General features: G+C 66.5%; 16 protein-coding genes. 10 read left to right on the plus strand and 6 right to left on the minus strand.

What is annotated here, in order from left to right; translation table 11 throughout:
* The first annotated feature begins 200 nt into the window (after positions 1-200).
* The 6 genes from moaA to pabB all read left to right on the plus strand — a co-directional run bounded on the left by moaA (position 201) and on the right by pabB (position 7,388).
* Positions 201-1,289, plus strand: a complete 1,089-nt coding sequence (moaA, locus tag Q0672_RS02740; RefSeq protein WP_298619454.1) for a GTP 3',8-cyclase MoaA — start codon at positions 201-203, stop codon at positions 1,287-1,289.
* A 1-nt stretch (position 1,290) separates the two neighbouring features.
* On the plus strand, positions 1,291-1,896 hold the full coding sequence (gene mobA / locus Q0672_RS02745) for a molybdenum cofactor guanylyltransferase MobA (protein ID WP_298619456.1): 606 nt from the start codon (positions 1,291-1,293) through the stop codon (positions 1,894-1,896).
* Positions 1,893-3,167 carry a gephyrin-like molybdotransferase Glp gene (gene glp / locus Q0672_RS02750; protein WP_298619458.1) on the plus strand — a complete coding sequence of 425 codons (1,275 nt, stop codon included), beginning with the start codon at positions 1,893-1,895 and terminating at the stop codon, positions 3,165-3,167. Before mobA ends, glp begins: the two co-directional genes overlap by 4 nt.
* A 132-nt stretch (positions 3,168-3,299) precedes the next feature.
* The gene (locus Q0672_RS02755) at positions 3,300-4,238 is read left to right on the plus strand and encodes a hypothetical protein (RefSeq protein WP_298619460.1); all 939 of its coding nucleotides are present in this window, start codon (positions 3,300-3,302) and stop codon (positions 4,236-4,238) included.
* Positions 4,239-4,257: 19 nt separating this feature from the next.
* Positions 4,258-5,379 carry a polyphosphate kinase 2 gene (gene ppk2 / locus Q0672_RS02760; RefSeq protein ID WP_298619490.1) on the plus strand — a complete coding sequence of 374 codons (1,122 nt, stop codon included), beginning with the start codon at positions 4,258-4,260 and terminating at the stop codon, positions 5,377-5,379.
* Between the two features lie 233 nt (positions 5,380-5,612).
* Positions 5,613-7,388, plus strand: a complete 1,776-nt coding sequence (pabB, locus tag Q0672_RS02765; RefSeq protein WP_298619463.1) for an aminodeoxychorismate synthase component I — start codon at positions 5,613-5,615, stop codon at positions 7,386-7,388.
* Positions 7,389-7,449: 61 nt separating this feature from the next.
* Here pabB and Q0672_RS02770 read toward each other — a convergent pair whose 3' ends face one another.
* On the minus strand, positions 7,450-8,154 hold the full coding sequence (locus tag Q0672_RS02770) for a hypothetical protein (protein ID WP_298619466.1): 705 nt from the start codon (positions 8,152-8,154) through the stop codon (positions 7,450-7,452).
* Positions 8,151-8,897: a ParA family partition ATPase gene (gene parA / locus Q0672_RS02775; protein ID WP_367179915.1), complete on the minus strand. Its 747-nt coding sequence runs from the start codon at positions 8,895-8,897 to the stop codon at positions 8,151-8,153. Before parA ends, Q0672_RS02770 begins: the two co-directional genes overlap by 4 nt.
* A gap of 59 nt (positions 8,898-8,956) precedes the next feature.
* Here parA and Q0672_RS02780 point away from each other — a divergent pair, with 59 nt between their 5' ends.
* On the plus strand, positions 8,957-9,475 hold the full coding sequence (locus Q0672_RS02780; protein WP_298619468.1) for an O-acetyl-ADP-ribose deacetylase: 519 nt from the start codon (positions 8,957-8,959) through the stop codon (positions 9,473-9,475).
* Here Q0672_RS02780 and Q0672_RS02785 read toward each other — a convergent pair.
* Complete coding sequence (locus Q0672_RS02785) at positions 9,427-9,846, minus strand: hypothetical protein (protein ID WP_298619471.1); 420 nt, start codon at positions 9,844-9,846, stop codon at positions 9,427-9,429. The genes Q0672_RS02780 and Q0672_RS02785 overlap by 49 nt on opposite strands.
* Positions 9,847-10,047: 201 nt before the next feature.
* On the opposite strand from Q0672_RS02785, the gene Q0672_RS02790 reads away from it, so the two are divergent.
* Positions 10,048-11,331, plus strand: coding sequence for an aminotransferase class I/II-fold pyridoxal phosphate-dependent enzyme (locus Q0672_RS02790; RefSeq protein WP_298619474.1), 1,284 nt, complete (start codon positions 10,048-10,050; stop codon positions 11,329-11,331).
* Positions 11,332-11,410: 79 nt separating this feature from the next.
* Here the strand turns inward: Q0672_RS02790 and leuA are convergent, their stop codons facing one another.
* Both leuA and Q0672_RS02800 read right to left on the minus strand, forming a co-directional pair.
* Entirely contained in the window at positions 11,411-13,099 is a 1,689-nt protein-coding gene (leuA, locus tag Q0672_RS02795) for a 2-isopropylmalate synthase (RefSeq protein ID WP_298619477.1), read from the minus strand.
* Positions 13,100-13,486: 387 nt separating this feature from the next.
* Positions 13,487-14,911, minus strand: a complete 1,425-nt coding sequence (locus Q0672_RS02800; RefSeq protein WP_298619479.1) for a hypothetical protein — start codon at positions 14,909-14,911, stop codon at positions 13,487-13,489.
* Between the two features lie 218 nt (positions 14,912-15,129).
* Here Q0672_RS02800 and Q0672_RS02805 point away from each other — a divergent pair, with 218 nt between their 5' ends.
* Entirely contained in the window at positions 15,130-15,924 is a 795-nt protein-coding gene (locus Q0672_RS02805; protein WP_298619481.1) for a thymidylate synthase, read from the plus strand.
* An 80-nt stretch (positions 15,925-16,004) separates the two neighbouring features.
* Complete coding sequence (locus tag Q0672_RS02810) at positions 16,005-16,541, plus strand: dihydrofolate reductase (RefSeq protein ID WP_298619484.1); 537 nt, start codon at positions 16,005-16,007, stop codon at positions 16,539-16,541.
* On the opposite strand, the gene Q0672_RS02815 is transcribed toward Q0672_RS02810, so the two are convergent.
* Entirely contained in the window at positions 16,525-18,105 is a 1,581-nt protein-coding gene (locus Q0672_RS02815; RefSeq protein WP_298619487.1) for a hypothetical protein, read from the minus strand. The genes Q0672_RS02810 and Q0672_RS02815 overlap by 17 nt on opposite strands.
* Positions 18,106-18,498: the final 393 nt, after the last annotated feature.

Below are 18,498 nucleotides of genomic sequence, written 5' to 3' on the forward strand. Positions count from 1 at the left end.
CCATTCCCTCCGGGTCTGATGTTATGCCTCAAACACAAAAATTCGGACAGGCTCGGCAGCGGTTTCAGGTGCCGCTTGCCCTGCGTCGTTTCGCCGCCGATAATTTTCTGGCGGAACACCCGAGCCTTGCCCCACGACAAGGCGGCTGCACGCGCGCCGCGCTACAAACGCGGCACGCGTTGCCAACCCCCTGCGAGACGATGAATCAGCGAGTCATTCCCCTGGTCGACGAGCGCCTGCTCGGCCAACAGCCCCAGATCCCCGCCCACCTGCCGGCCCCCACCGGCCAGTTGCTGGACAGCCGCGGCCGTGCGGTGAAGGATCTGCGCATCTCGGTCACCGACCGCTGCAACTTCCGCTGCGTGTACTGCATGCCCAAGGAAGTGTTCGACAAGGACTACGCCTTCCTCCCGCGACAATCCCTCCTCAGCTTCGAGGAGATCACCCGCATCGCCCGGCTGTTTGCGGCCCACGGCGTCACCAAGATCCGCCTCACCGGCGGCGAGCCGCTGCTGCGACGCAACCTCGAACGTCTGGTCGCCCAGCTGGCAGCCATCCCTGGGATGGAAGTCACCCTCACCACCAACGGCGTGCTGCTCCCCAAGAAGGCCGCGGCCCTCAAGGCGGCGGGGCTGTCGCGGGTCACGGTGAGCCTCGATTCCCTCGACGACACCGTCTTCAAGGCCATGAACGACATGGACGTGCCGGTTTCCGACGTGCTGGCCGGCATCGACGCCGCGGCCGCCGCCGGCCTCGGCCCGGTCAAGATCAACATGGTGGTCAAGCGCGGCATGAACGACCAGGAGATCGTCCCCCTCGCCCGCCACTTCCGCGGCAGCGGCCACATCCTGCGCTTCATCGAGTTCATGGACGTGGGCAGCTCCAATGGCTGGCGGATGGACGACGTGATCCCCTCGGCCGAGGTCATCCGGCGCATCGGCGAACACTTCCCCCTCGAAGCCATCGACCCCAACTACACCGGCGAAGTGGCCGAGCGCTGGCGCTATGTGGATGGCAGCGGCGAGATCGGGGTGATCTCGTCGGTCACCCAGGCCTTCTGCTCCACCTGTACCCGGGCCCGCCTGTCCACCGAAGGCCGGCTCTACACCTGCCTGTTCGCCCAGAGCGGCCACGACCTGCGCAGCCTGATGCGCGACAATCGCAGCGACGCCGAACTCTCCGCGGCAATCGGCAGCATCTGGCAGCAGCGCGGCGACCGCTATTCCGAGATCCGCACCGCCGCCACCGCGCCGCTCCGGAAGATCGAAATGTCCTATATCGGTGGCTGAGATGATCCCCGCCAGCCCGGAAAACATCACCGGCCTGATCCTCGCCGGCGGCCGCGGCAGCCGCATGGGCGGCGTCGACAAGGGCCTCGCCCTCCTCGACGGCCGGCCGATGGTCAGCCACGTGCTGGACCGCCTCGCCCCCCAGGTCGGACCCATCCTCATCAGCGCCAACCGCAGCACCGAGCATTACGCGATGTTCGGCCGCCCGGTGATCCCCGACCGCCTCGAAGGCTTTGCCGGCCCGCTGGCCGGGCTCGAGGCCGGGCTCGCCGCATGCACCACGCCCTACCTCGCCACCGCCCCCTGCGACAGCCCCTTCCTCCCGCCCGATCTGGTCCCACGCCTCGCCGAAGCCCTGTGCGCCGAGCGCGCCAGTGTGGCCGTCGCCCGCACCGGCGACCAGCTCCAACCAGTGTTCGCGCTGATGCGCAGCTTCGCCCTGCCCGACCTGCAGGCCTTCACCCGCGCCGGCGGACGCAAGATGGAGCTCTGGCTGCGCCGCCTCAAGTGGGTCGCCTGCCCCTTCGACGACGCGCCCGAGGCCTTCGCCAACATCAACACGCCGGACGAACTCCGCGCACACCAAGCTGGAGATTTCCCCCGGTGACCTCCCTCGCCCGGCAGTTCAGCTGCCACGACGCCTACGACCCGACCGCGCTCAATGCAGACCTCGGCCGCCAGCTGATCCTCGACGCAGTGAGCCCGATCAGCGGCATCGAGCACATCCCCCTGCGCGACGCCCTCGGCCGGGTGCTGGCCCAGCCGGTCATCTCGCCCATCGACGTGCCCGCCCACGACAACTCGGCCATGGACGGCTACGGCCTGCGCGGCGATGACCTCAACGCCGACGGCGACACCGTGCTCGACATCATCGGCAGCGCCTTTGCCGGCCAGAGCTTCGACGGCAGCGTCGGCCCCGGCCAGGCCGTGCGCATCATGACCGGCGCGCCCCTGCCCGCCGGCGTCGACACCGTGGTGATGCAGGAAGTCACCCGCGCCGCCGACGGCAAGGTGACGATCCCCGTTGGCCAGCGTATCGGCCAGAACGTCCGGCGCGCCGGCGAAGACCTGCGCGCCGGCCTCCCGGCCCTGCCCGCCGGGCGCCTCATCCGCCCCGCCGAGCTGGGCCTCGTGGCGTCCCTGGGCATCGGCGAGGTGGCCGTGCGCCGCCGCCTACGCGTGGCCTTCTTCTCCACCGGCAACGAGATCGCCACCATTGGCACCCCGGCCGCCCCGGGCCAGATCTACGACAGCAACCGCTACACGATCTTCGGCATGCTGAGCCGCCTGGGCTTCGACATCATCGACATCGGCGTCATCCGCGACGACCCGGACGCCCTCGAAACCACCCTGCGCGAAGCCGCCGGCATTGCCGACGCGGTCATCACCAGCGGCGGCGTGTCGGTGGGCGAGGCGGATTTCACCCGCGAGGTGATGGCCCGCCTGGGCGAAGTGCTGTTCTGGAAGATCGCCATGAAACCCGGCCGGCCGATGGCCTTCGGGCGCATCGGCGGCAACGACGGCGCCGCCTGGCTGTTCGGCCTGCCTGGCAACCCGGTGGCGGTGATGGTCACCTTCTACCAGTTCGCCCGCCCCGCGCTGATGCGCCTCGCCGGCATCGACCCGATCCCCGAGCCGCCCCTGCTGCCGGTGCCCTGCGTCACCCCGATCCGCAAGCAGCCCGGCCGCACCGAATTCATCCGCGGCGTGCTGTTCCAGGGCGACACCGGCTGGCAGGTGAAGAGCACCCCGGCCCAGGGCTCAGGCATCCTCAGCTCGATGGCCGACGCCAACTGCTTCATCGTCCTCGGCCCCGCCCAGGGCAACGTGGCCGAAGGCGACACCGTGCAGGTCCAGGTGCTCGACGGACTGGCCTGAGCCTGCCACGTTGTCATAGCGTGCCTGCCACCTTGGCAGGCCCGTGAAATTCTCGCGCCAGAGCGCCAGCAGACGCCGATTCTGGTGCAGAATTTCAAATTCCCGTAATCGAAATGCAGCCAACAACGAACCATGGACGACGACATTCCGGAAGGCTCCCGCCTGGTCATCGACGGTAGGGAACGCGTCTTCTATTCCGGCTACTGGGTCAAGACCTACGCCGTTCCCGAAGACACGCTCCAGGCCAAACGCAAGCTCATCGGCGCGCTGACCCGGCGACTCTTCAACCATGTCGAGCACGGGCTCAACATCCCTGGCAGCCGCCTCAACGAAGCCCGCAAGAGCTACGAGGACGAACCCGACACCGACCGCCGCCGCGTGAAAGGCGCCATGCTCGCCGGTGCGCTGTTCAACCGCGCGGCCGACATCTTCACCAAGCTCGTCGAGCTGCAGAGCGTCGGCATCGAGATCCAGTCCGACAACGCCCTGATGCGCGAATGCGGCCGATGTCTGCAGGAAGCCCTCGGCCTCGGCCGGCTGGTGCTGCACCGCTCCGGCGAAGAGGGCATCGACGAGCTGTGGGGCGAGCCCTTCAAGGCCTTCTCGATCCCCCTCGAAGATTTCTACGAGAGCCGTTACGTCAAGATCGCCCTCACCCTGCGCGACATCGACCTGATCGCCAACGCCATGGTCGAGTACTTCGACCCGCTGCCCTGTTTCCGGGGCATCGCCCCCCACGTGCGCACCTTCGCCAAGGCTGCCCACATCAAGACCGAAACCCTGCGTACCGACCCGGACATCTTCGACATCTGGACCAGCTTCGTGACCGCCGGCGAGCGCCTCTGCGCCCACTTCAACGCCGCCGAGATGCCCAGCAACAGTGAAGACCAGCACCTCGTGACCGACGGCCGCCTGCTCGTCCAGCAGGGCCGCGACCTGGTGAGCTACATCACCCGTGCCCGCACCCCGATGCCCAAGAGCACCGCCGAATACATCGAGCGCTGCCGCAACTACGCCGCGCGCTGCGCAGAACGGACACAAAACGGAGAAAAAGGAAGCGTAAATGACTGAAAAAACAAACGCCAAAACCATGTCCCGACCTGCCCGTCCCGCTCCGCGCCGTGCCGCAACCGGCGATGTGGCCCCGAAAGAAACCGCGGCCGCCATCGAGCAGTTCGTGATCGACGAGGCCGTGGATGCCGCCCGTGACGCCAAGGCCACCGCCGTTGCCGACATCGTCGCCACCCTCGCCAAGCACGACACCCACAGCATCGCCGAGACCCTCCAGGCCATCATGGCCGGCGCCTCGCCCGACGACGCCGAAGTCCTGCGCAAGGCCCTCCTGGCCGAAGACGAAGCGGTCTACAAGAGGCTGCCGTCCCACCCCGACGAAGAACTCGCCGACGGCTGGCGCGAAGGCGCCTACCCCTACAAGAACCTGATGTCCCGCAAGGCGTACGAGAAGCAGAAGTACCGCCTGCAGGTCGAGCTCCTCAAGCTCCAGGCCTGGGTCAAGGAAACCGGCCAGCGCGTCGTGATCCTCTTCGAAGGCCGCGACGCAGCTGGCAAGGGCGGCACCATCAAGCGCTTCATGGAACACCTCAACCCCCGCGGCGCGAAGGTCGTGGCCCTCGAAAAGCCCAGCGACACCGAACGCGGCCAGTGGTACTTCCAGCGCTACATCCAGCACCTGCCCACCGCCGGCGAGATCGCCATGTTCGACCGCTCCTGGTACAACCGGGCCGGCGTCGAGCGCGTGATGGGCTTCTGCTCGCCCGACGAATACCTCGAATTCATGCGCCAGACGCCCGAGTTCGAACGCCATCTGGTGCGTAGCGGCGTGCATCTCATCAAGTTCTGGTTCTCGGTGAGCCGCGAAGAGCAGCGTCGGCGCTTCAAGGAACGCGAAGCCCACCCGCTCAAGCAGTGGAAGCTCAGCCCCATCGATCTGGCGTCCCTCGACAAGTGGGAGGACTACACCAAGGCCAAGGAGGCGATGTTCTTCCACACCGACACCGCCGACGCCCCCTGGACGGTCATCAAGTCGGACTGCAAGAAGCGCGCACGTCTCAACGCGATGCGCTACATCCTCCACAAGCTGCCCTACGCCAACAAAGACATCGACCACATCGGGCCCCTCGACCCGCTCCTCGTCGGCCGTGCCCACGTGGTGTACGAACGCGGCGAACACTCCGGCAGTCCGCTGCTGTGAGCAACCCCGCCCGGCCAGTGCTTCATGGCGGGCGGTTCTTTCTCTGACGCCTCCCGACCATGCCGCTCACCGACGGCGGGTCGGGGCCACCCTGACCAGGCTGGCCTCCGCGCACGCCTGCCACTTCGGCATCATCCTCGATGACACCGAGGCCCAGGCCGCCCAGCTGCGCGACGCCGAATTCCAGTCCTTCTTCTACGCCAACCGCTGACGAGCAGGTAAACTCCGCGGCGATGCCGCACCACCCCGACTCCGCGCCCGCCTTCGCCCTCTTCGACGACAACCTCGACGCCAGCTCCGCCGGCGCGTGGCTGCTCACCGGCCTCGTCGAGGAAATCCGCTGCACTGATCCCGACGCCTGGCCCGCCGCCCTCGCCCGCCTCGAAAAGGCCGCCAAGGATGGCGCCTGGGTCGCCCTCGCCGCCCGCTACGAACTCGGCTACGCCATCGAACCCCGCCTTCGCCCGCTGCTGCCCGCCGGCGATGAAGCCCTCGTCACCGGCTGGATCTTCGCCCACGGCGAATGGCTCTCCGACGCCGCAGTCGATGCCTGGCTCGCCAAAATGGCCGGCGACGCACCCGGCGGCGTCGGCACGCTCGCCCCCGGCATCACCGAAGCCGATTACCTCGCCCGCACCGAACGCATCCGCGACTACATCGCCGTCGGCGACTGCTATCAGGTCAACTTCACCTTCCCGCTCACCGGCCCCGCCTTCGGCCAGCCCGCCGCCCTCTACCGCGCCCTGCGCGCGGCCCAGCCGGTGCGCTACGGCGCCTTCATCGCCCACACCGACGACGCGATCCTGTCCCGTTCTCCCGAGCTCTTCCTCGAACGCCACGGCAGCACCCTCGCCAGCCGGCCGATGAAGGGCACCGCTCCGCGGAACACCGACCCCGCCGCCCTCGCCGCCTCCGCCAAGGACCGCGCCGAGAACGTGATGATCGTGGACCTCATCCGCAACGACATGGGCCGCCTTGCACCGCCCGGCGGCGTGCGGGTCGAGGACCTGTGCCGCATCGAGCCCTATCCCACCGTCTGGCAGATGACCTCTCGCGTCGTCGCCGAGCCCGTGGACGCCGACCTGCCCGCCATCTTCCGGGCGCTGTTTCCCTGTGGGTCGATCACCGGCGCCCCCAAGATCCGCGCCATGGAGATCATCCGCGAACTGGAAACCGCGCCCCGCGGCCTGTACTGCGGCGCCCTGGGCTGGATTCGCCCCGGCGGCGACTTCCGCTTCAGCGTGCCGATCCGCACCCTGCGCCTGAACAACGGCGAAGCGCGCCTCGACGTGGGCAGCGGCGTGGTGTTCGACTCCCGCCCGACTGCCGAGTGGGCCGAATGCCATCTCAAGGCGCGCTTCCTCACCGGGCTGCCCAAGGGTCTGCGCCTCATCGAAACCCTGCGCTTCGAGCCGGGCGCGGGCTTTCCGTACCTGCCCGAGCACCTCGAACGCATCACCGCGTCCGCCGCCGAGCTGGGCTTCGCCTTCGACCCCGACGCCTTCCGGCAGCTGCTCGCGGGCGTCGAAGCCGACACGCCCCGGCGCGTCCGCGTCACCCTCGGCCAGCAGGGCGATCTCACCCTCGAGCAGGCGCCCCTCGGCGCCGGCGCCCCGTCGGCCGACGCCACCGTGGTGCTGTCGCCCCACTCCATCGCCAGCGACGACCTGCTGTTGCGCCACAAGACCACCGCCCGCGCCCTGTACGACCGGGAACTCGCCCGGGTGATGGCGGCCGGCCACTTCGACGCGCTCTTCCTCAACGAGCGGGGCGAGCTGGCCGAAGGCGCCCGCAGCAACCTCTTCATCGAGCGGGACGGCGTGCTGCTCACCCCGCCCACCAGCGCCGGCCTCCTCAACGGCACCCTGCGCCGCCGCCTGCTGCGGGAAGGCCGGGCGCAGGAGGCGACGCTCCGCCCGGACGACCTGCAACGCGCCGATGCGATCTACGCCGGCAACGGTCTGCGCGGGTTGGTGCGGGTCCGGCTTGTGGTGGACGAGGCCCGTTAACGCAAAAACGGCAACAATGGATCGTCCATTGTTGCCGTTCTTGAAACAATCCAGCGCAGGTTTACTTCGCGCCCTTGCCCTTCGGCACCACCACCAGGCCCTCGACCAGCGCCTTGGTGCTGGCCGTCGATTCCTTCAGCAGCAGCTGCACACCGGCCCGCAGCAGCTCGGACTTGGTGCAGATGCGGCCAGCCTTGGCCAGCGTCTCGCGCAGCGCCTTGAGCTGGGCGTGCTCGCTCTTGGGCATCGAGAAGGAATCACGCACGACCTTCTCGCGCACCACCTTGGCGGGCTTTTCAGCCTTGGCCTTGGGCTGCTTGGCGGGCTTTTCCGCCTTCTCGACCTTCTCCGCCTTCACGGGCTTCGGCTTGGCCGGCTTGACGACTTTCTTGGCCACGACGGGTGCCGGCGTTGCCGCGGGCGCCGGAGCAGCTTCGACCGGTGCCGCGGCTTCGGCCGGCTTGGCGGCCTTCGCAGGCGCCTTCACGGCTTTCGGCGCAGCCTTCGCGGCGGGCTTGGGCGCGGGCTTGGCGGGGGCCTTCGGCTTCTCGGCCTTGACCGGCGCCTCGGCGACCGGAGCGGGCTCGACCACCGGTGCCGGCTCGGACGCCGCAGCTTCCACCGCCGGCGTCACCTCGACAGCCTCAGCCGGAGCCGGAGCCGCTACCGGCGCCTCGGCGGGCGTCGGGTCAGGCAGACGGGTTTCGAGCGCTTCGCTCTCCTGCTGCAAAGTCGAACGCAGCGCCGACCGGGTTTTGGTGTTCATGTTTTATCTCCTGTCAGTTTCAAGACTTCCACAACCAGTTTGTCCACTTCACGCGCAGCCTCGCTGCCGGCCCGGCCCAGCTGATAAACCGTGCCGCCGACCACCGCGCTCTGCGCGAAAGCATTACGTTGGGAGAGGGCCGCGCCGAGCACCGGGAGGGTGAAATCCCGCATCACCTCGAGCACGTCCCAGGCGAGGTTGGTGCGCAGCACCCGGTTGGGCACCAGCGCCGCCTTCAGGCCCTTTCGGCTCGCCTGAACCTGCAGGATCAGCCGCTCGACGCCCTTGGTGGACCACAGATCCGCCGGGCTCGGCACCACCGGCACCAGGGCCACGTCCGCCACCTGCAGCGACGCCAGCGTGGCGGCGTGCTCGATGGACGGCGGGCAATCCAGCAGGATCAAGTCGGCATCCCGCCCCGCCGCCTTGATGGCCAGAGGCAACCCGTCGGGGTCCCCCGGCAGTCGGCTCACCATCGCCGGAAACGGCGCCGCCGCCGACGCCGCGTGGGCCCAGCGCGAGGCAGTTTCCTGGGGATCGAGATCGATGATCGCCACGCGTTTTCCGCGCCTGGCGAGACCGCCCGCGAGTTGCATCGTCAGCGTCGACTTGCCCGCGCCGCCCTTCTGGGACAGCACGGTAACCACCTTCGGCTTTGCCACTTCGCCCCCTATTGCGTAATACCGTATTATTTTCACCCCGATCAGGTACCGCTGGCAAGAGGTGTCTTCTCGCAGGTTCATCTCGAAACACGCACAATGGAACTCAGGCAAGCTTCTGCCGGCGGCCCGGGAGCATCAGGATGAACGACGGACGGATTTTGGTGAAAGTCGGAGACATCACACTACAGAAAGTGGACGCCATCGTGAATGCCGCCAACAGCAGCCTGCTGGGCGGGGGTGGCGTGGATGGCGCGATCCACCGGGCGGGCGGGCCGGAACTCACCGCCCACTGCGCCACCCTGGGCGGCTGCCCGACGGGCGAGGCGCGCATCACGGCGGGTTTCCGGCTGCCCGCACGCTACGTGATCCACACCGTCGGCCCCCTGTGGCGCGGTGGCAGTCATGGCGAGGCCGAACTCCTGGCGGCCTGCTACCGCAACAGCCTGAAGCTCGCCGCCGCGCACGGCGTACGGACGATCGCGTTCCCCGCGATCAGTTGCGGTATCTACGGTTATCCGGCAGAAGAAGCGATGCGGATCGCGGTGGCCACCTGCCGCGCGGTGCAGGTCGAGCAGGAACTCCCGGAGGAAATCCTGCTGATGGCCTTCGATCAGCGCATGAACTCGCTTCTGAGCGAAATCTTGCGGGGCGGTGACTGAATGACGATGCGCCGGGGGCCGTCGGCACGACGGGCCGATTTACCCAGACCGTCACAGGTGCGCAGCCCGGCGGTGCCGAGACGCATGCACTGCACGCCTCCACAACCGCAGCCGGCCGGCAGCTCGGAGGGCTCGCCCTCTTCCATGTGATCGATGCGCAGCAGGTCGAGGAAGCGCGAGGCCGATTCACGGCAACCGAATACGGTCAGGCGACCGTCATTGGCGCACAGCCAGCGTTCATCCACGGTAATGCCGACACAGCCCTCCCCGCCACCCTGCAGCGGATGCACCCGGACCCGGGTCTGGCCAAGGCGCCACAGCGGCGCGACGGCGAGCTCGAGCCAGGTCGCATTGCGTCCTTTGAGTTCCATCTTGTCCCCTCACTTATTATTGTGTTCCGCTGCCGTTTGCCCCAGATAAGGACGAATGGCGCGCAACTTTGCGTATTATCGCGACTTGCCAAGGATTATGTACCCGGCAGTTCCCGGAACAAGCCGCGGGAAAACCCGGATGCGGCAATTAGCCACACTTTTCACCTTCGTCTGCAGAAAACAAACGGGAGACCCATCAAGATGAAACTCGAAACCCTTGCCGTGCACGGTGGCTACAGCCCGGATCCGACCACCAAGGCGGTGGCCGTACCGATCTACCAGACCACCTCCTACGCCTTCGACGACACCCAGCACGGTGCCGATCTGTTCGACCTGAAGGTGGCCGGCAACATCTATACCCGCATCATGAACCCCACCCAGGCCGTGCTCGAAGCCCGGGTGGCGGCGATGGAAGGCGGCATCGCGGGCCTGGCGCTGGCCTCCGGCATGGCCGCCATCACCTACGCGATCCAGACCATCGCCGAAGCCGGCGACAACATCGTCTCGGCCTCCACACTCTACGGCGGCACCTACAACCTGTTCGCCCACACCCTGCCGCAGATCGGCATCCAGGTGCGCTTTGCCGATTACCGCGACCCGGCCTCCTTCGCCCCGCTGATCGACGCCCGCACCAAGGCCATCTACTGCGAATCCGTCGGCAACCCGCTGGGCAACATCACCGACTTCGAGGCCCTGGCCGCCATCGCCCACGCCCACGGCATCCCGCTGATCGTGGATAACACGGTGCCCTCGCCCTACCTGTGCCGCCCGATCGAGCACGGCGCCGACATCGTGGTGCATTCGCTTACCAAATACCTGGGCGGCCACGGCACCTCCATCGGCGGCATCATCGTCGATAGCGGCAAGTTCCCGTGGGCCGAGCACAAGGAGCGCTTCCGCCGCCTGAACGAGCCGGACGTCTCCTACCACGGCGTGGTCTACACCGAAGCCCTCGGCCCGGCAGCCTTCATCGGCCGCGCTCGCGTCGTGCCGCTGCGCAACATGGGCGCCGCGATCAGCCCGTTCAACGCCTTCCTGATCCTCCAGGGCGTCGAGACCCTGGCCCTGCGCATGGATCGCATCTGCGAAAACACCCTCAAGATCGCCGAGTTCCTCAAGGGTCACGCCAAGGTGGCGTGGGTCAATTACGCCGGCCTGCCGGATCACGCCGACAACGCCCTCGTCCAGAAGTACATGGGCGGCCGCGCGTCGGGCATCCTCAACTTCGGCGTGAAGAGCGCCGACGGCGACGGCAAGGCCGCCGGCGGCCGCTTCCAGGACGCGCTCAAGCTGGTCACCCGCCTGGTGAACATCGGCGACAGCAAGAGCCTGGCCTGCCACCCGGCCTCCACCACCCACCGTCAGCTGTCGCCCGAAGAGATGAAGAAGGCTGGCGTATCCGAAGACATGGTCCGCCTGTCCATCGGCATCGAGCACATCGACGACATCCTGGCCGATCTCGACCAGGCCCTCGCGGCGGTCTGATCGACTCAGCGTCACCCAAGAAAAACGCCGGGCTCACACCCGGCGTTTTTCATTTCAGACCACGGTTGAATCCGCCAAGTCAGGCAGCGCAGCCTTCCGCATCCTCCGCGACCGCCGACACCTGCGCCCCGGCGCGGTTGGCCGCGCTGATGATCGCTCGTACAGATGCCGTCACGGTGTTGCGGTTCATGCCCGCCCCGAAGCGGCTGCCGGCAACGCCTTCCGTCGCCACCTCGACGATGCACATGGCTGCCGCGTCGGCGCCCTCGCCCATCGAACGCTCCTCGAAGCTCTGCACGCGGATCGGCGCGCCGATGGCCGCCACGGCCGCTTCCACCGGGCCGTTGCCCTCGCCAACGAACTCCACCGCCCGGCCATTCACCTCGGCCTCGATGCGGATGCCCTGACGGCTGCCGGCCTCGAAGAGGTGATGGGCCACATAGCGGATCGGCGCGTCGGCTTCGAGGTATTCACGGCCGAAGAGCGTCCACAACTGATGGGCGTCCACTTCCTGGCCGGTCTCGTCGGTGAGGCGCTGCACTGCCGCGCTGAACTCCACCTGCATCCGCCGCGGCATCGTGAGGCCGTAGTGGGCCTGGAGCAAATGCGCCACGCCGCCCTTGCCGGACTGGCTGTTCACGCGGATCACCGAATCGTAGGTGCGGCCCACGTCATGGGGGTCGATGGGCATGTACGGCACCGTCCATTGGGCGCCCGGCTGCTGCACCTCGAGCCCCTTCTTGATCGCGTCCTGGTGCGAACCCGAGAAAGCCGTGAAGACGAGATCGCCCACGTACGGGTGGCGCGGGTGGATCGGCAACTGGGTGCATTCCTCGGCAACGCGGGCGATGTCGTTGATGTCAGAGAAATCGAGGCCCGGATGGATGCCCTGGGTGTACATGTTGAGGGCGAGGGTCACGAGATCCACGTTGCCGGTGCGCTCGCCGTTGCCGAAGAGGCAGCCCTCCACACGGTCGGCGCCGGCAAGCTGGGCAAGCTCGGCGGCCGCCACCGCGGTGCCGCGGTCGTTGTGGGGATGTACGCTGAGGATGATCTGCTCGCGGCGGGCGAGATTGCGGTGCATCCACTCGATCTGGTCGGCGTAGAAGTTGGGCGAGCCGACCTCCACGGTGGACGGGAGGTTGATGATCACCTTCTCGCCCGGCTTCGGATCCCAGGCGGCAACCACGGCGTCGCAGACTTCCTTCGCAAAGTCGAGTTCGGTGGCGGTGAAGGTTTCCGGGCTGTACTCGAGGACGAACTCGGTCTCCGGCTGCTCGGCAGCGAGCTGCTTGACGAGGGTGACGCTCTCGACGGCAAGCGCCTTGACCTCACCCTTGCTCATCCCGAACACCGTCTCGCGGAACACCGGCGAGGTGGCGTTGTAGATGTGGACGATGGCCCGGCGGGCACCCTTGAGGGATTCCATCGTGCGGCGGATGAGGTGCTCGCGGGCCTGGCTCAAGACCTCGATGGTCACGTCGCCGGGAATCTCGCCCTGCTCGATGAGCTGGCGGACGAAGTCGAAATCGGTCTGGGAGGCGGAAGGGAAAGCGACTTCGATTTCCTTGAAGCCGATCGCCACGAGTTTGCGGAACATCTGCAACTTGCGGGCGGCATTCATCGGTTCGAAGAGGGCCTGATTGCCGTCACGGAGATCGGTGCTCATCCAGATCGGCGGATGAGTGATCGTGCGGCTGGGCCACTGGCGGTCGGCGAGGGCGACCGGGGGGAAGGCGGAGTACTTGGTTTGCGGATTCTTCAACATGATGGTCTTGTCCTTTGCTTTCGTCGGAAACGGTTCGGGTGTTCGGATGCGGGCATGGGGCTGCCAGACTGCCGCGGGCTCGTGGCCTGGCAACCGGGGCGCAGTCGTAGGGACAGCAGGGACAGATCGAGGGTGGACATGGTGAAACTCCGTTCAAAACGCGTGCGAAGACGCAATTCGCCTGTTAAAGGGCGACGGGGTACGACAACAGGAAGGGGGAGAAAAGATGTGCCCGTTAGGGCAGCAGCAGACCCAGCCCGGAGAGGGCCAGTAGGGAGAAGAGATTGGTCTGCTGCGCGGAGGTCATGGACGATAACTTAACAGCCGCGCCGGCGGCCGTCAAACATCCTGATCCAATTCATTCGATAGCCTGTTGCTATTTTGGCATCAGGCGACATTGCAGCTGACGATCTGGTAGCCCGGGCCACTGACCAGCACTGTGCCCGGCTGCAGCTTGACCGTACGCCCCGCCACCTTGGCGAACACCGGCCGCGGCGAGCGCATGGCGCCGGGCTCGCAGACGATGCGCACCGCACGGCCACGCACCACCGGATCGCACAGGATGCCGCTCCAGCTGCGCGCACCATCATCGAGCAGCGCCGGATAGGGCTCGCTGGAGATGGTCTGCAGCCCAACCGCCGCGCCGCCTTCGATGTCGGACCGGACCCGGCGCACCAGCGCCAGCACCCAGCGCCCCGTCTCGCCCACATGGGCGCCCACCAGTGCGCCCACCCGGCACACGTCGGGGTCGAAGGCCCCGGAGATCACCCCGAAACCATTGCGGCTGGCGTCCCGCAGCGCCCAGGCTGCCGCCGGCCGCATCTGGGCTTCGCCGGAGATCTGCGAGCGGATGAAACCCAGCCCGGTGGCCAGCGCCAGCGAACCGCGCACCGGGTGGCGGCGATACTGGCGCATGGGCGGCACCGGCCCCCACTGGCGCGAAAGATGGCGGATCGCCCCGCTCACCGACGGCACGCCGATACCCGCAAACAGCGGCCCGAGCCCACCGTCGGCGACCGTCTGGCGCAGTTCGCCGAGCATCACCACCGCGTCGGCGGGGCGGAAATAGCGGATCGTGGAAGGCACGTCCTCGGGCACCGCGAGGCAGCGCTGGGGCGCCGAGAGGCTTTCCAGATCGAGGAAGAACTGGCCGCCGCCGCGGGGCTCGCTGGTCAGCGCAAGGGAATGCTGGAGATAACGCACCAGCTTGTCCGTCGCCTCGATGCGGTCGGGCGAGAGCTGGTCGAGGCTGGCGCACTGCATGGCCACCAGCCGGATGAATTCGCGGCTCACCGTCGAGCGCGTCTCGCGCCCTTCGCGGACGTTGATCGGCGTGTTGAGCGCACCGTACTGGCCGGCCGCGCGGTAGGCGACGATGGCCCGCTGCCAGACTTCCGGCGCGAGCTCCTGGTAATCGAAGGCGACCCATTTCATCTCGCCGGCGGCGGCGCGCACTGCCCGCAGCAGCACCTCGACCCGCAGCGGATCGGCGTCGTCGATGGTGAAATCGGTGGCGAGACCGTTCAGGACGAGATCGTAGGCACGCCCGAGGCTGGCGTAGAAATCCCGCCCCAACGCCTTGTAGCGCACGCTGCGCGAGCCGAACACATTGGAAAGGTACAGCCCGGAGGCCTGGCGCAGCTGGGGCTGGGCGGCCTCGTCGAGAATGGCGACAAGGCGCGCAAGCTGGTTGAGGGGGACTTCACCCTCGAAATGGAAGGAATCCAGCCAGCGGATCAGCTCGACAATGGCCGTGGGCGCGGCACTGGTGGCAACGTCGTTCAGAATCCGGCTCAGCGTTTCCTGCTGCATGAGCGGATGGGAGTGTTGAACCGCTGAACCGATTGCCATGTGGGTGTCTCTGCGCCTCTTCGGACCAATGATCCGAAACGTTTTTTCACGATCAACCATGTTAGCACAAAGGTGTTTTTCGTCACGCTTGCCGACGAAACCCCGGCGGGCAAGTACGGATACGCGGGCACGCCCTAAACCGGTAAAATCGCGTCCTCTCGATTCAGCCTCCAGCCCTCATGCGCCAGTACCTCGAACTCATGCGCCACGTGGCGGAACGCGGCCACCGCAAGGACGACCGCACCGGCACCGGCACCCTCTCGGTCTTCGGCTGGCAGATGCGTTTCGATCTCGCCGAAGGCTTTCCGCTGCTCACCACCAAGAAGCTCCACACCCGCTCGATCATCCACGAGCTGCTGTGGTTCCTGCGCGGCGACACCAACATCCAGTACCTGAAGGACAACAAGGTCTCGATCTGGGACGAGTGGGCCGACGAGAACGGCGAGCTCGGCCCGGTGTACGGCAAGCAGTGGCGCCGCTGGGAAACCGCGGATGGGCGCAGCATCGACCAGATTGCCCAGCTCATCGAGGCGCTCAAGAAGAACCCGGATTCCCGCCGCCACATCGTGTCGGCCTGGAACCCGGGCGAAATCGAGGGCATGGCCCTGCCGCCCTGCCACGCGCTGTTCCAGTTCTACGTGGCCGGCGGCAAGCTGAGCTGCCAGCTCTACCAGCGCAGCGCCGACATTTTCCTGGGCGTGCCCTTCAACATCGCCAGCTACGCGCTCCTCACGATGATGGTGGCCCAGGTGTGCGGCTACGAACTGGGCGATTTCGTGTGGACCGGCGGCGACTGCCACCTCTATGTGAACCACCTGGAGCAGACCCAGCTCCAGCTCTCCCGCGAGCCCCGCGCCCTGCCATTGATGCGCATCAACCCGGACGTGAAGGACATCTTCGCCTTCACCATCGACGACTTCGTCCTCGAAGGCTACGACCCGCACCCCCACATCTCCGCACCGGTGGCCGTATGAGCACTTCCGCCCGGCCGCCCGAAGGAAGTGCTCACTCCTCCCCTGGGGAGGATGCCGCGCAGCGGCAGGAGGGTCGTCCAGTGAGCAAACCCGTTCTCGCCCTGATCGCCGCCCACGCCCGTGGCCGCGTGATCGGCATCGACAACCGCATGCCCTGGCACCTGCCGGAAGACATGAAGTTCTTCCGCGAGACCACCCGCGGCAAGCCGGTCATCATGGGCCGCAAGACCTGGGAATCCCTGCCCGACGCCTTCCGCCCCCTGCCCGGGCGGGTGAACATCGTGGTGAGCCGCAACGCGGCCTACCCGGCCGATGGCGCCACCGTGGTGGGCAGCCTGCCCGACGCGCTCACAGCCGCCGGAGACACCAACATCGTTTTCGTGATGGGCGGCGCTGATCTCTACCGCCAAGCTTTGCCGATGGCCGACCGGCTCTACCTGACCGAGATTGATGCGGATTTCGCCGGCGACGCGTTCTTTCCGGACTTTGATTGCCAGACTTGGCAAGAGATCGCCCGCGATTCCCGTGTAGCGCAATCCGGCCTGCCTTTCGCGTTCGTCACCTACCAGCGCCGCACTTGGGTTGGCTCGGCGGCGTGGGCTACAAGAACGGCCTGATCCATTCCCACACTGCACCATCGAGTTCATTCGGCCATTGTTTGAGCGACCACCATAGCGCAAAGGTCCAGATGGTGAGCGCCATTACCGCCAGATTCCAGCGCAGCAGAAGGCGCACCGGCTCGGCGAGACGGGTGAATTCGGCCTTCAGTGCTTCGTTGTAGCCATTATGAAAATCGCCCGCGCCTTCCAAGGCCTTGGCATGGGCAGCGCGCATCCGATACGCCGCCCACAGCAGCGCGACCAGCGACACCAAAGTCAGGGCCAGCAGCGCATAGCGCACACCCAACTCCGGCGCGGGCCACCGGGCGCTCCAGGTTTGCAGCCCGTGGGGCAAATCCGCGGTCAAATCTGCGGGCAGATACGGCATCGCCAGCCATGCCGCACCCAATAGCACCCCGCTCACCAGCACCGACTGCAAGGCCCAGGTCGTCCAGAACGCGGTTTTGCTGCGCATCGCCTCTTGATTCACCCACGCCACCGGGCGCAGCACAAAAGCCACCGGGCCCCACAACCACGAGCTGGCCTTGATGTTCCAGCGGTAGATCAGGGCGGGAAGATAAATCATCGGGGAGAAGAAGAACTTAAAAAACCACTCGATTATTCGCTCGTCGGTAGAAACTGAGCGAGATCGATCTGGCTGTTTCCATAGCCCTGCCAATGTGAACCGCTCCATGACGGTTTCCGCTCCCGGCAGAAGCGCGGGTGGATGCAGCGCGTCAATCACCAGCACGGTGTCGCGCCAGTTTCCCGCGAAATAATTAAGCCCAGCCATGACATGGCGACCGGTCGCCACCACGCGAATCCCCGTCGCCCGAATAAAAAAGCCGAGTACCATTCCAGGTGATAGATAATAAAACACCACCGCTGCGGCGAAAGAGTCCGCGATTTTGCCCTGACTGCTCCCCTTATTCGATAAGGCCGCCAAGCCCAATAAAACGCTGACACTCGCAAACGCAGCCACACCCGCAACCACACCCGCAACCACACCCGCAACCACACCCACAAACGCAACCGCAAACGCAACCGCAACCACACCCACACCCGCACCCACACCCACAACCACACCCACAAACGCAACCGCAACCGCAAACGCAACCGCAAACGCAAACAAAACCCAACCTACCAGCGCGCTACGCAGAAACAACGCCCACCCCGTCAAATCAAGTAGCCCGTAATGCGCCAGCACATAACTCACACCACCGCTCACCAGCAGTGACAGCACAAACAACCCCACCTTTTGCGCTCCGCTTAGGCTTGCCTCATCCTTCTCGATATACTTACGCAACCGTTCCACCCCTTCCGCAATCGACGCGGGCGAGCGCAATAGCAGCATCGGCGCGGCCATCAGGCCCAGCACGGTAAACCACGGCCACGGCGAAATCTGGCTGATCCACCAGAACAAGGCGATCGCCAGCGGAATTTCCAGCACTGCCAGAACCGAGATTTGGCCGTGGGCGATGGAGTCCGCGCTGCTATACCACACCCAGCCACGAGGAGGCGTGCAAATGGGCTGGGCGCTGGAGGCCGGAGTTTGAGCGGAAGCGGAAGGTTCGGTGGTCATGGTGGCAGCAAGGCGTTGAAGGGCAAGCCTGCTTTTATGACGACCCGGCATCCATCAATGCGCTTGCGTGCTTGCCGTGCGGGCGGCAAAGCCGAACAGCGCCACACGTTGCCGGGTTGGTAAGCAGCGGGCATGAATCGAAGTGTAAAACGGCCCGCATGCAGAATCCAATGATCTGCATGGCGAATGCCGCGCTCATGCCGGCTTTCCGCGTAGCTTGCACACGCTAAAAAGCACAACGCCGCGAATTGTTCGCGGCGTTGTGTCGGCTTGCGGAGGAAAGCGTATTAGCCGGCGCTCAGTCCCGCACGCAATCCACGTAGTAGTAGATGCGCCCATCCTTCACTTCCTTCACGAGGCCATGCACGTCGGTCTCGAAGCCCGGGAAGCGTT

The organism is uncultured Zoogloea sp., assembly GCF_937894855.1.
Lineage (GTDB): Bacteria > Pseudomonadota > Gammaproteobacteria > Burkholderiales > Rhodocyclaceae > Zoogloea > Zoogloea oryzae.

Coding starts and splice junctions, on each gene's coding strand:
- pabB (WP_298619463.1), top strand. CDS start 5,613: ATGCCGCACCACCCCGACTCCGCGCCCGCCTTCGCCCTCTTCGACGAC.
- mobA (WP_298619456.1), top strand. CDS start 1,291: ATGATCCCCGCCAGCCCGGAAAACATCACCGGCCTGATCCTCGCCGGC.
- Q0672_RS02790 (WP_298619474.1), top strand. CDS start 10,048: ATGAAACTCGAAACCCTTGCCGTGCACGGTGGCTACAGCCCGGATCCG.
- moaA (WP_298619454.1), top strand. CDS start 201: ATGAATCAGCGAGTCATTCCCCTGGTCGACGAGCGCCTGCTCGGCCAA.
- Q0672_RS02755 (WP_298619460.1), top strand. CDS start 3,300: ATGGACGACGACATTCCGGAAGGCTCCCGCCTGGTCATCGACGGTAGG.
- Q0672_RS02780 (WP_298619468.1), top strand. CDS start 8,957: ATGAACGACGGACGGATTTTGGTGAAAGTCGGAGACATCACACTACAG.
- ppk2 (WP_298619490.1), top strand. CDS start 4,258: ATGTCCCGACCTGCCCGTCCCGCTCCGCGCCGTGCCGCAACCGGCGAT.
- Q0672_RS02805 (WP_298619481.1), top strand. CDS start 15,130: ATGCGCCAGTACCTCGAACTCATGCGCCACGTGGCGGAACGCGGCCAC.
- parA (WP_367179915.1), bottom strand. CDS start 8,897: ATGAACCTGCGAGAAGACACCTCTTGCCAGCGGTACCTGATCGGGGTG.
- Q0672_RS02800 (WP_298619479.1), bottom strand. CDS start 14,911: ATGCAGCAGGAAACGCTGAGCCGGATTCTGAACGACGTTGCCACCAGT.
- leuA (WP_298619477.1), bottom strand. CDS start 13,099: ATGTTGAAGAATCCGCAAACCAAGTACTCCGCCTTCCCCCCGGTCGCC.
- Q0672_RS02785 (WP_298619471.1), bottom strand. CDS start 9,846: ATGGAACTCAAAGGACGCAATGCGACCTGGCTCGAGCTCGCCGTCGCG.
- Q0672_RS02815 (WP_298619487.1), bottom strand. CDS start 18,105: ATGACCACCGAACCTTCCGCTTCCGCTCAAACTCCGGCCTCCAGCGCC.
- Q0672_RS02770 (WP_298619466.1), bottom strand. CDS start 8,154: ATGAACACCAAAACCCGGTCGGCGCTGCGTTCGACTTTGCAGCAGGAG.